Origin of the sequence: Nocardia rosealba, assembly GCF_020216065.1 — a bacterium.
Taxonomy (GTDB): domain Bacteria; phylum Actinomycetota; class Actinomycetes; order Mycobacteriales; family Mycobacteriaceae; genus Nocardia; species Nocardia rosealba.
In genome coordinates, this window is record NZ_JAIWNA010000007.1 from 69,938 (window position 1) to 85,078 (window position 15,141).

14 protein-coding genes are annotated in these 15,141 nt (G+C 69.2%); 7 read left to right on the plus strand and 7 right to left on the minus strand.

Annotated features, from left to right (window positions below):
• The first annotated feature begins 14 nt into the window (after positions 1-14).
• Together LDL21_RS23570 and LDL21_RS23575 are read left to right on the plus strand one after the other, a co-directional pair.
• Positions 15-1,517: a carboxyl transferase domain-containing protein gene (locus LDL21_RS23570; protein ID WP_225281786.1), complete on the plus strand. Its 1,503-nt coding sequence runs from the start codon at positions 15-17 to the stop codon at positions 1,515-1,517.
• A 93-nt stretch (positions 1,518-1,610) separates the two neighbouring features.
• Positions 1,611-2,465: an aldo/keto reductase gene (locus LDL21_RS23575; RefSeq protein ID WP_225281787.1), complete on the plus strand. Its 855-nt coding sequence runs from the start codon at positions 1,611-1,613 to the stop codon at positions 2,463-2,465.
• On the opposite strand, the gene LDL21_RS23580 is transcribed toward LDL21_RS23575, so the two are convergent.
• Positions 2,446-3,564: an NAD(P)-binding domain-containing protein gene (locus LDL21_RS23580; RefSeq protein WP_225281788.1), complete on the minus strand. Its 1,119-nt coding sequence runs from the start codon at positions 3,562-3,564 to the stop codon at positions 2,446-2,448. The two genes, LDL21_RS23575 and LDL21_RS23580, sit on opposite strands and share 20 nt — an antisense overlap.
• Before the next feature lie 91 nt (positions 3,565-3,655).
• On the opposite strand from LDL21_RS23580, the gene LDL21_RS23585 reads away from it, so the two are divergent.
• The 5 genes from LDL21_RS23585 to LDL21_RS23605 all read left to right on the plus strand — a co-directional run bounded on the left by LDL21_RS23585 (position 3,656) and on the right by LDL21_RS23605 (position 8,399).
• Entirely contained in the window at positions 3,656-4,384 is a 729-nt protein-coding gene (locus LDL21_RS23585) for an enoyl-CoA hydratase (RefSeq protein WP_225281789.1), read from the plus strand.
• A complete protein-coding gene (locus LDL21_RS23590) occupies positions 4,384-5,517 on the plus strand; it encodes an MBL fold metallo-hydrolase (RefSeq protein WP_225281790.1) in 1,134 nt (377 codons plus the stop codon). The genes LDL21_RS23585 and LDL21_RS23590 overlap by 1 nt, the downstream gene beginning before the upstream one ends.
• 60 nt (positions 5,518-5,577) lie before the next feature.
• On the plus strand, positions 5,578-5,826 hold the full coding sequence (locus LDL21_RS23595) for an antitoxin (RefSeq protein ID WP_067492586.1): 249 nt from the start codon (positions 5,578-5,580) through the stop codon (positions 5,824-5,826).
• A 51-nt stretch (positions 5,827-5,877) separates the two neighbouring features.
• Positions 5,878-8,145, plus strand: coding sequence for an ATP-dependent DNA ligase (locus tag LDL21_RS23600; RefSeq protein ID WP_225281791.1), 2,268 nt, complete (start codon positions 5,878-5,880; stop codon positions 8,143-8,145).
• Between the two features lie 74 nt (positions 8,146-8,219).
• Entirely contained in the window at positions 8,220-8,399 is a 180-nt protein-coding gene (locus LDL21_RS23605; RefSeq protein ID WP_225281792.1) for an antitoxin, read from the plus strand.
• Positions 8,400-8,478: 79 nt separating this feature from the next.
• Here the strand turns inward: LDL21_RS23605 and LDL21_RS23610 are convergent, their stop codons facing one another.
• From LDL21_RS23610 to LDL21_RS23635, 6 genes are all read right to left on the minus strand, one after another.
• Positions 8,479-9,114 carry a DUF8020 domain-containing protein gene (locus LDL21_RS23610; protein WP_225281793.1) on the minus strand — a complete coding sequence of 212 codons (636 nt, stop codon included), beginning with the start codon at positions 9,112-9,114 and terminating at the stop codon, positions 8,479-8,481.
• A 211-nt stretch (positions 9,115-9,325) separates the two neighbouring features.
• On the minus strand, positions 9,326-10,066 hold the full coding sequence (locus tag LDL21_RS23615) for an energy-coupling factor transporter transmembrane component T family protein (protein ID WP_225281794.1): 741 nt from the start codon (positions 10,064-10,066) through the stop codon (positions 9,326-9,328).
• Entirely contained in the window at positions 10,063-12,156 is a 2,094-nt protein-coding gene (locus LDL21_RS23620) for an ATP-binding cassette domain-containing protein (protein WP_225281795.1), read from the minus strand. Before LDL21_RS23620 ends, LDL21_RS23615 begins: the two co-directional genes overlap by 4 nt.
• 101 nt (positions 12,157-12,257) lie before the next feature.
• Positions 12,258-13,037 (minus strand): metallophosphoesterase, encoded by a 780-nt coding sequence (locus LDL21_RS23625; RefSeq protein WP_225281796.1) that lies wholly within the window; start codon positions 13,035-13,037, stop codon positions 12,258-12,260.
• Between the two features lie 267 nt (positions 13,038-13,304).
• Complete coding sequence (locus LDL21_RS23630) at positions 13,305-14,066, minus strand: RluA family pseudouridine synthase (RefSeq protein WP_225281797.1); 762 nt, start codon at positions 14,064-14,066, stop codon at positions 13,305-13,307.
• A 64-nt stretch (positions 14,067-14,130) separates the two neighbouring features.
• The gene (locus LDL21_RS23635; protein ID WP_225281798.1) at positions 14,131-15,117 is read right to left on the minus strand and encodes an adenylate/guanylate cyclase domain-containing protein; all 987 of its coding nucleotides are present in this window, start codon (positions 15,115-15,117) and stop codon (positions 14,131-14,133) included.
• Between the last annotated feature and the right edge of the window lie 24 nt (positions 15,118-15,141).

Sequence of the window (15,141 nt, forward strand, 5' to 3'; positions counted from 1 at the left end):
GCTACGCTCTGCTCGTGCAGATTTCGGCGAATGAGGTGATCGCGCGGCTGCTCGACGTGGATTCGTTCGTGAGCTGGGATCGCCCACCGATCGGGCGCGCCGCCTCGCCGCGCTACCGCCAGGAGCTCGTCGACGCGAGTCGCCGGGCGGGCACCGACGAATCGGTGCTCACCGGCGAGGGTCTGCTGCGCGGGCGGCGGGTGGCCGTGATCGCCTGTGAATTCGGGTTTCTCGCCGGGTCGATCGGCGTGGCCGCGGCGGAGCGGATCGTGACGGCGGTGGAGCGGGCGACCGAACTAGGGCTGCCGCTGATCGCCTCGCCGACCTCGGGTGGCACCCGGATGCAAGAGGGCACAGTCGCTTTCGTGCAGATGGTGAAGATCGCCGGTGCCGTCGCCGTGCACAAGGCGGCGGGGCTTCCGTACCTGGTGTACCTGCGCAATCCGACGATGGGCGGGGTGTTCGCATCGTGGGGATCGCTGGGGCACATCACCTTCGCCCAGCCGGGCGCCCTCATCGGCTTCCTCGGCCCGCGCGTGTACGAAGCGCTGTACGGCAAGCCTTTTCCGCCCGATGTGCAGACCGCCGAGAATCTCTACCGCAACGGTGTGATCGACGGGGTGGTGCCGATCGAGGTCTTCCGCCGGATCGCCCATCGCGCGTTGAGTGTGTGCGCGGGCCTGCCGCTGCCGTTGTCCGCCGAGCCGGGTTGGGCTGCGCCCGTGCGTAATCCGGGCACGTCGACGAATCCTTCCGCTACAGCATGGGATTCGGTGCTCAGTACCCGACGCCCCGGCCGCCCGGGCATTCGTGACCTGCTTCGCCATACCAGCCAACGGGTTCCGCTGTCGGGCACCGGCCAGGGCGAAACCGACCGCACCGTCCTGCTCGCCCTGGCCCGGTTCGGCGGGCAGCCGTGCGTGGTGTTCGGACACGACCGGTCCGGCCGCCTCGAGGAGCAGACGATGAGCCCCGCCGCGCTGCGCGAGGCCCGCCGGGCCATGGCGCTGGCGGGGGAGTTGCGGCTGCCGTTGGTCCTGGTGATCGACACCGTCGGCGCCGCGCTGTCCAAGGAGGCGGAGGAACGCGGTCTGGCGGGCGAAATCGCCCGCTGCCTGGCTGATCTCGTCACCCTCGACACCCCGACGGTGTCCGTGCTGCTCGGTCAGGGCACCGGCGGTGGCGCCCTTGCCCTGCTCCCCGCCGATCGGGTGCTCGCCGCCCGGCACGGCTGGCTGGCGCCGCTGCCGCCGGAAGGGGCCAGCGCCATCGTCTTCCGCGATACCGAGCATGCTCCGGAACTGGCTGCTGCCCAACGCATTCGCTCCGCGGATCTCCTCGAAGACGGCGTGGTGGACCGGATCGTGGAGGAGTATCCCGACGCCGCCGACGAGCCGGTTGCCTTCGCCCGCCGCGTGGTCCTGGCGATCGCCGAGGAACTCGCGGCCCTGCGCAGCCACCCACCCGAGGAACTGCGCACGCTGCGCCTGGCCCGCTACCGCCGCATCGGCCGGTGAGGAAACCGACCTCTGCCCCGGTTCGTGCACCTGGGGAAACACGCGAGGTCGCGTCGTTGACGCCACCGGCAACCACTTCTACCCTTCGGTAGGGTGACCTTCCGCAGCGAAAGCAGTCCTGTTCCCACCATCGTGCTCAACGACGGGAACGTCATACCGCAGCTCGGCTTCGGTGTGTTCCAGGTGCCGGAGGAAGACGTCACCACTGTGGTCGCCGAGGCGTTGAAGGTCGGTTACCGCAGTATCGACACGGCCGCGATCTACGGAAACGAGGAAGGCGTAGGTCGCGCGATCCGTGCCTCGGGGATTCCCCGCGACGAGATCTATGTGACAACCAAGCTGTGGAACTCCGAGCAGGGCTACGACAGCACGCTTCGTGCGTTCGACACCAGCATGCAGCGTCTCGGTCTGGACTATCTCGACCTGTACCTGATCCATTGGCCGGTGCCGAAGGCCGGTCGTTTCGTCGATACGTTCCGGGCTTTCCAGGCGTTGAAGTCGCAGGGCCGGGTGAAATCCATCGGCGTCTCGAACTTCCGGATCCCCGATCTGGAGCAGGTGATCGCCGAGACCGGCGAGATCCCCACCGTGAACCAGATCGAGCTGCACCCCACCCTCGCCCAGCCCGACCTCCGCGCCTTCCAGGCGAACAACGCCATCGCCACCGAAGCGTGGAGCCCGCTCGGGCAGGGCACCCTGCTGGACGATCCAACCATCGTGAGCCTGGCCGAAGAGCTCGATCGCACGCCCGCGCAGGTCATCATCCGGTGGCACCTGCAGCTGGGCAATATCGTCATCCCGAAGTCGGTGACGCCCTCGCGCATCGCCGAGAACTTCGACGTGTTCACCTTCGAACTCGACGCCGACGCGATGGCCGCGATCAACCGCCTCGATCGGGGCACCAGGGTCGGCCCCGATCCGGCCACCTTCAGCGCCGGTCTGGACTGATCCCCAGGTAGTCGCTCAACTCCCGGGCGGCGGCCCGGCCTGCCCGGTTGGCGCCGATCGTGCTGGCCGACGGCCCGTATCCGATCAGGTGCACGCGGGGGTCGACCGCGACCCGGGTGGCCAGCCGCCCGGTCATCGTGATGCCGCCGCCGGGTCCGCGCAGCCGCAGCGGGGCCAGATGGTCGAGGGAACTGCGGAAACCGGTCGCCCACAGAATCACGTCGGCGGGCTGGAAAGTGCCGTCGGACCAGCGCACACCGGTCGGCTCGATTCGTTCGAACATGGGCAGCCGGTCGAGTACGCCTCGGTCGCGGGCGGCGCGCAGCCGGTCGTCGAGCGGCAGGCCGGTCAGCGACACCACCGAGCCCGGCGGCAGACCACGGCGCACCCTGTCCTCCACCGCGGCCACCGCCGCGCGTCCGTCCGCTTCGGTGAACGGTGTCTCGCGCCAGCGCGGCTCGGTCCTGGTCACCCAGGTCGTCGAGGTGACCTGGGAGATCTCGTCGAGCAACTGCACCGCCGAGATACCGCCGCCGACGACGATCACGTGCTTGCCCGCGAATTCATCGGCGCTGCGGTAGTCGCGCGTGTGCAGCTGACGTCCGGCGAAGCCGTCGGCGCCCGGATAGCGCGGGATGAACGGGTGTTCCCACGTGCCGGTGCCGTTGATCAGCCCGCGCGTGCGCAGTGTTCCGGCTCTGTCGGTCTCGACCTGCAGCACTTCACCGCGTCCGGCGCAGCTCTGCCCGTCGGCGGTCCGGTCGCAGACCACCCGCACCGAAACCTGACGGCGAACCCGCAGGTCGAACCGCTTCTCGTAGAGCTCGTAGTAGTGCGGGACGGCGGTCGCGGCCGGAGCCGACGACGACCCGGGCGGCAGGGTTTCGGCGAACGACATGCCGGGCAGGTCGTGCACCCGATTCACCGTGGTCAGGGTGAGCGAGGGCCAGCGGAACTGCCAGGCACCGCCCGGTCCCGGCGCGTGATCGACGATGAGGAAGTCGCGTTCGGGCACCAACCCCAGCCGGCGCAGGTGATAGCCCGCCGACAGCCCGGCCTGGCCCGCGCCGATCACCACGATGTCGAAGTCGGTTCCCACAGCCGCCGATGGTATGCCTTACCGGGCGCCGACCGCTGACTGTGGCAGAGTGAAGACAACCACGTGATCCGGTACTTCTGTGGAGGAATTCATGCTCGGCGTGACCCGCGATGGCGACGTGATCACCATCGAACTGCAGCGCGAACAGCGGCGCAACGCGCTCAACGAGGAGCTGGTCGCCCAGCTGCGCACCGCCATGCTCGCGGCCGTCGACCAGGGGGCGCGCGTCATCGTGCTCACCGGCCGTGGCCCGATCTTCAGCGCGGGCGCCGACCTGTCCGGCGTGTATTCCGAGACCTTCCTGACCGGTCTGCTCGACATGCTGCACACCATCGAAAGCCTTCCGGTGCCGGTCATCTCGGCGATCAACGGTGGCGCGATCGGCGCCGGTGTGCAGCTGGCGCTCGCCTCGGACCTGCGGGTGATCGAGCCCGACGCCTACATCGCGGTGCCCGCCGCCAAGCTCGGCATCTCGGTGGACCGCTGGACCGTCGCCCGGCTGGCCGCCCTGATCGGCGGCGGCCCGGCCCGCACCATCCTGCTCGGCGCCGAAACCGTGAGTGCCGCAGACGCTTACGCGTTCGGCTTCGCCAACAAGATCGGCACCGTCGCCGATGCCAAGGCCTGGGCCAAGTCGATCGCCCAACTCGCGCCGCTGTCACTGCGGGCCATGAAGCTCATGCTCAACGACGACGGCACCCGCGTTCCGGCCAGCGAGCAGCTGGAGACGGCGCTGTCGGCGGCTTGGACCAGCGACGACGCGCAGGAAGGCCGGCTGGCCCGGCAGGAGAAGCGCCCCGCGAAATTCCAGGGGCGCTGATGAATCCGGCACGGGTCGCGGGTTCGGTGGCGAGTGCGCTCGGGCTGGCCTGGGTGGCGCGTGCCGTGTGGGGACTGCCCAGGGCGTTAGGCGCCGGGCCGTCGGAGATCGCCCCGACGGCGCTGGGCAAGTCGTCGTATCGGGACGGCCGTTTCCACAACACCGAGGCCAGCGCGATGATCGCGGCCGGTTCGGCGGCGTCGCTGGTGTGGTCGGGGCTCACCCAGGGGCGGGTGGGGCGGCCGAGGCGGCCGGTCCCGCTGGTGACGCCCGCCGTACCCGAGCAGGCCGACGAACTGGCTGTCACCTGGTACGGGCACGCGAGCGCGCTGATCGACCTCGACGGGTACCGCGTACTGACCGACCCGGTGTGGAGCGAGCGGGTCTCGCCGTCGCCGGTGATCGGTCCGGCCCGGTTGCATCCGGTACCGGGCGCGCTGTCCACGCTGCCGCGGGTCGACGCCGTCGTCATCTCCCACGACCACTACGACCACCTCGACAAGGCCACCGTCGACGAGCTGGTCCGCGCCCAGCGCGCGCCGTTCGTGGTCCCGATGGGCATCGGCGCGCACCTGCGGCTGTGGGGCGTTCCGGACGACCGCATCATCGAATTGGATTGGGGTGGTTCGGTTTCCCTCGGCCACAAGTCGGGCGACCGTGGTCTGACCATCACCTGCGCCGAGGCCCGCCACTTCTCCGGTCGCGGCCTCACCCGCAACACCACCCTGTGGGCGTCGTGGGCACTGGCCGGGCCGACCAAGCGGGTGTATTTCGGCGGCGACACCGGGTACACCAAGGCGTTCGCGCAGGCCGGTGCGGTGCTCGGCCCGTTCGATCTCACGCTGCTCCCGATCGGCGCCTACGACGAGCGCTGGACCGATGTGCACATGACTCCCGAGGAAGCGGTGCGCGCGCACGCGGCCCTGTGCCTCGGCGACCCCGGCTACGGGCTGCTCGTCCCGATTCACTGGGCCACCTTCAACCTGGCCTTCCACGGCTGGGCCGAACCGGTGCGCAGGCTGGTATCGGCGGCGGCTGCGGCCGGAACCGCGATCGCGGTGCCCAAGCCGGGTGAGCGGGTGGTTCCGAATGACCTCCCACCACGGGTTTCGTGGTGGGAAGATGTGGAGTGAACCTTTCGGCTTAGTGCAGCGATGGGCGATCGCGCGAAACTGGGAAAGGAACATCGGCAGATGAGTCTCGTGGACACCTTGAAGGGCTTGCTCGGTAAGGGCAAGGAGGCCGCCGCGCAGAACGCGGACAAGATCAACGATGCCGTCGACAAGGCAGGCACCTTCATCGACGACAAGACCAAGGGCAAGTACAGCGACAAGATCGAGAAGGGCAAGGAAGCCGCCAAGAAGGCCGTGCCCCCGCAGCAGCCGGGCTCGGGACCTGCCACCGGCGGCACCACCCCGACCGATCCGGGGCCGAAGGCCTGATCCGGTGCGCGGGGGCCGCGACGACGCGGCCCCCGCCGCCGGGCCACGTCGATGGTCCGCCGCGAGTTCCGTGGTGCGCCGGGTGAACCGGATGTCGAGGTCGAGCTCAGCAACCTCGACAAGGTGTTGTACCCCGCCACCGGAACGACCAAAGGTGAAGTGATCGCCTACTATTCGGCGATCACCGAGGCCATCGCGCCGCATATCGCCGGTCGTGCGGTAACCAGGAAGCGGTGGCCCAACGGGGTGGATCACCCCGATTTCTTCGAGAAGAACCTGCCCGAGCACACGCCCGCGTGGTTGCACCGCGCCGCGCTCGAGCATTCCAGCCGCCGGGTGGTGTACCCGCTCATCGATTCCGAGGCGGCGATGGCCTGGCTCGGGCAGCAGGCGGCGCTGGAAATCCATGTGCCGCAATGGCGTTTCGAGGCAGGCGAGCGCGGCCCGGCCACCCGCATCGTGTTCGACCTCGATCCCGGGCCCGGTGCGGGTCTGATCGAATGTGCCACGGTGGCGCTGGCCGTGCGGGACATGGTCGGCGAGATCGGCATGCGCGCCTTCCCGGTGACCAGCGGCAGCAAAGGAATTCACCTCTACGTGCCGCTGGACCGGCAGGTGAGTTCGCGTGGCGCGTCGACTGTCGCCAAGCAGGTGGCGACGAATCTGGAGAAGCTGCACCCCGACCTCGTCACCGCGACGATGGCGAAGTCGGCGCGGGGTGGCAAGGTGTTCCTCGACTGGAGCCAGAACAACGCCGCCAAGACCACCATCGCGCCCTATTCACTGCGCGGGCGCACCGAGCCCAATGCCGCCGCGCCGCGCGACTGGGTCGAGATCGAGGACGCGAAGTCGTTGCGGCAGTTGCGTTTCGACGAAGTGCTCGCCCGCTGGAAAGCCGACGGTGACCTGCTGGCCGACCTCGACCCACCATTGCCCGCCCGCCCCGACTCGCTCACCAAGTACCGCAGCATGCGCGACCCGGGGCGCACACCGGAACCGGTCCCCGCCACGGCTCCCGAGCGTGGTTCCGACGACCGGTTCGTGATCCAGGAACACCACGCCCGCCGCCTGCACTGGGATGTGCGCCTCGAACGCGACGGCGTCCTCGCCTCCTGGGCCGTCCCGAAGGGCCCACCGACCGAGCCGAAACACAATCGCCTGGCCGTGCGCACCGAGGACCATCCGCTCGAATACCTCGACTTCCACGGCACCATCCCCAGGGGCGAGTACGGCGCCGGGGGGATGACGATCTGGGATTCGGGCACCTACCGCACCGAGAAGTGGCGCGACGACGAGGTGATCGTCGAGTTCGACGGCAAGAAGGTGCGCGGCCGTTACGCCTTCATCCAGACCAAGGGCGACCAGTGGCTGATGCACTACATGCGCGACCAGGGATCACGAGAAGCGCTGCCCGACAGCGGTTCCCGGTCGTTCCCGCACGGTTTGTCGCCGATGCTCGCGACCGCCGGTGACGTGGCGTCGTTGCAGCCTCCGGAGTGGGAGTTCGAGACCAAGTGGGACGGGTTCCGGGTGATCGTCGAGATCGACGACGGAACTGTCACCGTGCGCAGCCGCCGGGGCAACACCGTCACCGCCCGGTATCCGCGCCTGGCCGCGCTGGCCGCCGAACTGGCCGGGCACCGCGTGGTGCTCGACGGCGAGGCGGTCGTATTCGACGAGAACGGGATCTCGGATATCTCTGCGCTACAGGCGGATTCGGCGCGTGCGATCTTTGTCGCCTTCGATGTCCTCTATCTCGACGGCACCTCGCTGCTACGCAAGAAGTACGGCGACCGCCGGGTGGTACTCGAGGCATTGGGGCAACTGGCGCCCTCCATGCGGGTGTCCGAACGACTCGGCGGTTCCGGGGCCGAGGCGATGGAGCAGAGCCGTGAACAGGGGCAGGAGGGCGTGGTCGCCAAGCGCGTCGACTCGGTGTATCAACCGGGCAAACGCAGCCAGACCTGGATCAAACAGCGGAACTGGCGATCCAGGGAGGTGGTGATCGGTGGGTGGCGGTCGAGCGCGGCCCGCCCGTTCAAGTCCCTGCTCGTCGGCATTCCGCACGACGACGACTTCGTCTACGTCGGCCGCGTCGGCACCGGGTTCGACACCGAACAGCAGCGCCGCATCGCCGAGCAGCTCCAACGCCTGCGCCGCAAGACTTCACCGTTCACCAACGAGATGACAGCGGAGGAGATCAAGGACGCCGAGTGGGTCACGCCGAGCGTCACCGGCATCGTGCGGTTCCAGGCGTGGACCGATACCGGACGCCTGTGGCATCCGATCTGGGACGGTGTGACAAGTTCGCCACGATGATGCTCGCGCGCGAGAGCTGGGCTGTTGCTAGGGTGATCGCGTTGTACCCGGTTCGAATCAGCGAGGAGTACGCGGTGGATTTCAAGAACCTGGCGGACAAGGCGATGGGCCTTGCCTCCCAGCACGCCGACAAGGTCGACGACGTCATCGAGAAGGCCGGTGACGTGGTGGACAACAAGACCGGCGGCAAGTTCGCCGGTCAGGTGGATTCGGCTCAGGAAGCGGCGAAGAACGCGCTGCGCGACAAGGCCTGAGGCCGACGGCGGGCCGGCCGCCACCGGCCCGCCGGACCAACGCGCTGAGAGTTTGCTACCAGCGCGTTGTCTTCGGGGATTACCCCGTCTGCGCCCAGCGGGTGGTGCCCGGGGGAGCGGTCAAGGTGTTGATCAGGTCGATGCCCGCGACGATCAGGGTCGGCCCACCGGCGACGATGGTGCCGATGATCGCACCGACGGACGCACCGGTGATGAGGCCGGGCAGTGCGCCGACGCCGCCTGCGGCCGCGCCGACGACGAGTCCGATCACCGCGCCGATGGCCATGCCGACGAAGCTGCCGATGGCGGTGGCCAGGCCGAAGGTGGAGGCGAAATTAGCCTGTGCCGCATAGTTTTCCGAGGGCGAGGCGACCGGGGTGAGGTTGGGGCGCGCGGTGGCCACGTCCTTCACAGCGGTCAGTTCGAGCTTGCGGCCCTCGTCGCTGACCGCGTGCGGCAGCGGGTACTCGAGGGCCCCGTCGCGCACCGAAAGCGGCAGCGACAGCAGAGTGGCGCCCGCTTCGTCGCGAACCTGGACGGCGCCGTCGGTGACGGTGAAGGTGCCGTGCGTGAGGGTGGTGACAACAGTGTTGCCGATGAGTTCGGTGCGGTACTCGACGCTCGGCGGCACCGGTTCGGCGTTCGCCACGCCGGTGCCGACGAGTGCTGCCGCGAGCACCGGAATGGCGACCGCGGCGATCTTACGGATGATCATGTGAACATTCCCATCTGGTTTTCATCAGGAGACGTGCCCAAACGAAGGCGCCGCGTTCGTTGCTTCCCCCGAGAAGCGAGCGTCGGCACGTGAAAGCGGTCCAGCTCGGTTGTCGGTTGAACGCTAGTCGTCTCGCTGGTGTCTCACAGGGGAATTCAGATTTTAAACATGAAATTCCTCATAGATATACGCTATGGCGAGCCATGCTCTTTCACAGTGCGGCGTTGAGCCCGAGCGCACCCGCGCAGACCGCGAAGACGATCACAAGGGCAACGGCATCGCGCCTGGTCGGGGCGCTGGGATGGGCCGTGAGCATGCCCGTGCCGCCGCGCGCGGTGATGGCCTCGGCCAGCTCGCCCGCCCGCCGTGACGACACCGCCATGCACGCGGTGAGAATGTCGATGAGCGGGTTCGCGTCGGAGGCGCGGTGCAGCAGGCTCTCCTTCGGGCGCAGCTTGCGGGCCGCGCGCAGCACCCGGATCTCGTCGAGCAGCAGCGGCAGCCCGCGCAGGGTGAGGGCGACGACCACCGCCCACTCGTCGACCGGCAGCCGCAGCTTGCGCAGCGGCGCACCGAGCTTGGCCAGCGCCGGGGCCACCTCGCCCATCGGGGTGGTGAACGCGATCAGCAGCGAGGCCGCGACCAGCACCAGACCGAACACGACCACCTGTGCGTAGACCAGCACTCCGCGCGTTCCGTTGGGGATGTTGACCAGCGCGCCGAGCACGATCAGTCCCCAGAACCACAGCGGCAGGCGCGGTAGCGCGCCGAGCGGAATCCTGGCCAGCACGGCGATCGCGATCAGGAATGCGATGATCACGCCGAGCACCGGCCACGCGGGCCAGAACATCAGCAGCAGGCTGATGGTGAACGCCGCGATCATCTTGGTGCCCGCCCACAAGCGGTGCACCACGCTGTCCACGGGTACCTCGCGCAACAAAACGGTGCTCATCGGGCCACTCCGTTCCCCGGTTCGTTGCGTGAATTGTCCAGTCGCCACAGCGGTTCGGTGTGCGCGGCGACGGCGCCGACGGTCTGTCGCGCGGTTTCGACGATCACCCCGGAATCCAGGTGGACGGTGCGATCGCAGACCACCGACACATCGGCCACATCGTGTGAGATGACGATCAAGGTGAGCCCCGAATCGCGCAGGCGGGCAAGCAGTTCCACCACTTCGGCGCGGCCCTGCGGGTCGAGCCCGGCCAGCGGTTCGTCCAGGACCACGACCTGGGGATGGCTGGCGACCATCGCCGCGAGCACCACCCGTTTGGCCTGACCGCCGCTGAGTTCGTCGACCGAGCGGGCCGCGAAGGCCCGGTCGAGGCCGACCGCGTCGAGCGCGCGGCCCACCGCGCCGGAACCGGTGGCCTTGCCACCCCAGTCGGCGATCTCCTCGCCGACCGTCTGCTTCTGCAGCTGCAGGCGGGAATGCTGGAACGCCAGGGTGACGCGTCCGATCTGCTTGTCGACCGGGGTACCGCGCAGTTCGCAGCTGCCCTCGCTCGGGGCGATCAGGCCGGCGATGATCCAGGCCAGCGTCGACTTGCCCGACCCGTTGCCGCCGACCACGAGCAGTGCCTCGCCGCGGCGCACCGACAGGTCGACACCGTGCAGGGCCGGCGCCTCCCACGGTGTGCCCCGGTTGTAGGTGTGGCGCACGCCGGTGAGTTCGAGGATGGGTTCACCCATCGGTGCCCGGCGCCGGTCGCGGGCCGGTTGCGGCCAGGCCGCCAGCCGGTCGACCATGCGGCCCTGCGCCAGGTGGATCACCCGGCCCGCGGCGCTGGCGTCGGCTTCGTGGTGGGTCACCAGCACCACGGCGGTGCCGTGCCGCTCGGGCAGCCGGGCCAGCAGGGCCACCAGGTCGCGGCGGCCGTCCGGATCGATCATCGAGGTGGCTTCGTCGGCGATGAGCAGGGCCGGGCGCCGGGCCAGGGCCGCGGCGACGGCGAGGCGCTGCTGCTGGCCACCGGAGAGGGTGGCGGTTTCGCGGCGGCCCATGCCGTCGAGGCCGACCTCGGCGAGCAGCGCGTCCACGTCGACCTGGGCGGCGAGGTCGGGCGGCAGGCCCCACACCACGTCGTCGGCGACGGAGACGCCGAGGGTCTGGCTCTCGGGGCGTTGCAGCACCAGCGCGGTGCCGCCGAGTTTGCCGAGGCCCGCCGAACCCGGCCGGTCGACGGCGCCGGAGGTCGGTGGTCTGCCCGCGAGCACCCGGGTGAGCGTCGATTTGCCCGACCCGTTGTGCCCGACCACGGCGACGAACTCGCCGGGCCGGATGGTGAGGTCGATATCTGCGAGTGCGTCGGTGGCGGCTCCCGGATACCGGAAACCGACGCCGTGCAGGGAGACGGGCAACGGCGCGATCTGCCGGTCGTCCTCGGGTGCGTCGAGGCGGTCGCTGCCCGGCAGCCACCGCAGCCGGTCGAGCACCGAGCCGAGCACGAACCAGGAGACGACGGTGCTCACGAACACCCCGAGCGCGACCGAGCCGCCGATGTAGAGCCACCACCAGCGCAGCACGGCATCGGTGGCCTCGGTCGCCATCCGGCCGAGCGGTTCGAGCTGCGCCTGTCGTTCGGCGAGGTTGTTGATGCCCTCGGCGGTGCTGCGGATGGCATCGAAGAACAGCTGCCTGGTGCGGGCGAACAGCAGCAGGCTCGCCACCGAGAACAGCCCCCAGCCGAGGCCGGCGACCAGCCCGAGCGCCAGCACCGCGGCGAATCCGCCACCTCGCCGTTTGACGATGCCGACGATCCCGGCGATGGTCGCGGCACCGAGCACCCCGAGCGCGGGCATGATCCCCGCCGCCACGAACGTCACCAGTCCGGCGGCGACGGTCGCGGTGACCAGCGCCCGCAGCCGGTAGCGGTGGGCCAGCAGCCCGAGCGGAACGGCCGCGACCAGCTGCAACGCGGCCGCCATCGGCACCAACGACCCCACGGTGATGAGGCCGACGGTGAGCCCCGCCATCACCGCCCCGGTGGCCAGCTCGATGGGACGCAGTGGTCCGCGAGGAAGATCCGCGGGCTTGTGATTCACGTGTCCAGTCTGCCAGGGGGTTGCCCCACCCGGATATGCGCGCCGTGTGGATTATGTGTGGATTCCGTGGCCCCACCTGGTGGTGGGCACGGCGCGCAGGCTCAGATCCGGGGTTCGGCCAGCCAGCCGCCCATCGCCACCGTGCGGAAATGCGTTGTCAGAGCATGGTTTTCGTCGATGACGTGCAACGCGATGGCCGGGTCGGGCGCGTAGTCCATCACGCGGTGCGGCGGGGTGATCTCCCATTCGCCGCCGAGGACCGAGGCGGTGCTCGGGCAGGTGATCATCGGCTTGCCCGCGAAGGTGGTGGCGATGGGGGAGTGGGCGTGGCCGGTGAGGACGCCGATGATGCGCTGGTCGCCCGCGACGATGGCGGCCAGACGACCGGGATCGGCCAGCGCGATCACGTCGACGATCGGGCTGAACAGGTGGTTCGGCGGGTGGTGCAGGGCGATGAGGATCGGGCCGTCGGCGGGCGCCTCGGCCAGGGCGGCGCGCAGCCACGTGTACGTGTCCTCGGACAGCTCACCGCTCGGCTCGCCGGGGATGCTGGAATCGAGCATGAGGATCGTCAGCGGGCCGACGCGGTTGGCGCTGTTGATGGGTGCCGTGGAGGCGGGCTCGCCGAGCAGGCCGGTGCGGAAGTTCGCGCGGTCGTCGTGGTTGCCGGGGAGCAGGTAGACCGGGATGTCGGCGGTCAGGGCCAGGCGCGCCTCGGCGTACTGCTCGGGTCTGCCGGAATCGGTGATGTCGCCGGTGACGAGGATGACGTCGGGCCTGCGCGGCAGGTCCGCCAGATAACCCATCACCGCCTCGACCCGTTCGGTATTGCGTGCGCTGAGGTCGAAATGGGTGTCGCTGAGCTGAGCCGCCAGGATCATCGGCAGTCGCTTTCTTCTCTGGGATCGCTCCGTTGCGTCAGAGTGCGCCGGGATGACTCATCGGCACCCTTCAAGGCTAGATGACCTGCGCTTATTCGTCTGCATGAGCCGCACCACGGACCGAAACCCATCGCCTGGTCTGTGTGCGTTTTCACCGCGCGGAAGCGCACGTTCTCCTGCGCGAATCAGCCTGTTGTAGTAGGTGTCTTCCGCTGAGTGGGACCGCGCGCAACGACGGCAGCAGCAGTTGGGAAATCGTCGGGTAGGTCAGCAGGCCGAGCGGCGGTCGGCTTCGGCGAGTAGGTGAGCTGCCTCGTCGGGGTCGGCGGTGAAGGGTGCCCAGAAGTCGGGGCCCGGGGTGGCGCGTAGGTCGAGGACCGGTGGGGTGAGCCAGTCGGCGTCCAGGCGCAGCCGCCAGGAGTGCAGGTGGGTGCGGGGGAGGGCGGCGGTGCGGTCGAACAGGGGGTCACCGAGGATCGGGTGGCCGGTCCAGGCGAGCTGTACGCGGATCTGATGTCGTCGCCCGGTCACCGGTTGCAGGGCGAGCAGGGCGCGATCGTCTTTGCGCGCGATGGTGGTGAACCTGGTGAGCGAGGGGTAGTTCTTGGCGGGCAGCAGGTCGGCGTCGTCGACGAACCAGCGCTCGCCCTCGCGGCGGATCGCCTCGCGCGGCGCCGCGATCCGCACCCGGTTCTTGCGTCCCACGCTCAACGGCAGGTCGAGTTCGCCCTGGTCGGGCAGGTCGTCCCCGGACACGATCGCCAGATAGGCCTTGCGCGCGGTCTGCTTGTTGAACTGGCGGGTGAGCTGCCCGTGCGCCGCCAGATCGGTCGCCAGCAGCACCAGCCCGGAGGTCACCTTGTCGATCCGGTGCACCGGGTACACCTGTGTCCCCGCCGCCTGCGCGATCTCGACCAGATCGGTATCGTGCCGCTCCCCGGTCACCGAAATGCCCGACGGCTTGTTCAGTGCCACCACCGCGTCATCGGCGAACACCGTGTACGCCTCGCGCACACTCAGCCAATCCATCTCCACCACAACACCCTAGAGAACGGTGTCCCGTACCCCTTCGACACGGTGCTCCGAGCCGAATTCACGCGCGGCGGAGGCGGTGGGGGCGCAGGCGGTTGAAGCCGCGGACGCGGACGCTGCGCAGGTGGCGGATGGCGAATTCGGGGTGGTCGGCGAGGGCTTCGGCAGCCGCGTCGTCGATGAGGATGTTGGCGGGGCGGGCGACGCCGGTGAGGCGGGCGGCGATATTGACCACCGACCCGTACAGGTCGCCGAAGCGTTGCAGCACCTCACCGTAGGCGAAGGCGACGCGCAGTTCGGGGGTACCGCCGACGAGCATGGTCGACTCCTGGACGGCCAGGGCGATCCGGGCCGCGTCGACCGCGTTCTCGGCGGCGAACATCACCTCGTCGCCCACGTTCTTGATCACCCAGCCGCCGTTGTCGGTGATCGCGGCGGTGGTGGTCGACTCGAAAGCCTCCAGCAGTGTGGACAATTCGTCGGGATGCAGGTGTCGGGTGAGCCGGGTGAATCCGACCATGTCGGCGAATCCGACGGCCAGGGTGCGGGTGGATCCGTCCCCGGCGTCGTCGATGGAACGCGCGATGGCCGCCACCAGATGCCTGCGCCACACATACGCCTGCAACTGCTCGACCTCGGCGAGGGTGTCCTCGGCGGCCGCCCTGATCCGCTCGGTCACGGGCAGGGCGGGATCGGCCGCCTCCGCGCGGACCTTGACCTCGGCGAGCACCAGGTCGGCCTGCCATTCGGCCAGCCGCGCCAGGCCCTGACCGATGGTGCGCGCCGCCGCCGCCTGCTGCCGGAGATTCGACGCCGCAACCACTTTCATGCCGCGGAAGGTGCTGACCGAGTCGATGTCGATCTGGGCGTAGTCGACTGCTTCCTCGGAGTTGGCGGGGAAACCGAGCGCTGTCCACAGCCGCCGGGATTCGCTCTCCGGTACGCCGGAGAGCTCGGCCACCTGGGTCCGGTTGAACCGTCGTGGACCGCCCAGTAGCGCCTCCTCGACGATGCGCTGTACCAATTCGGTCATCTCGGGCTCCGACATACCTGAAACTTTACGGCCACCGGC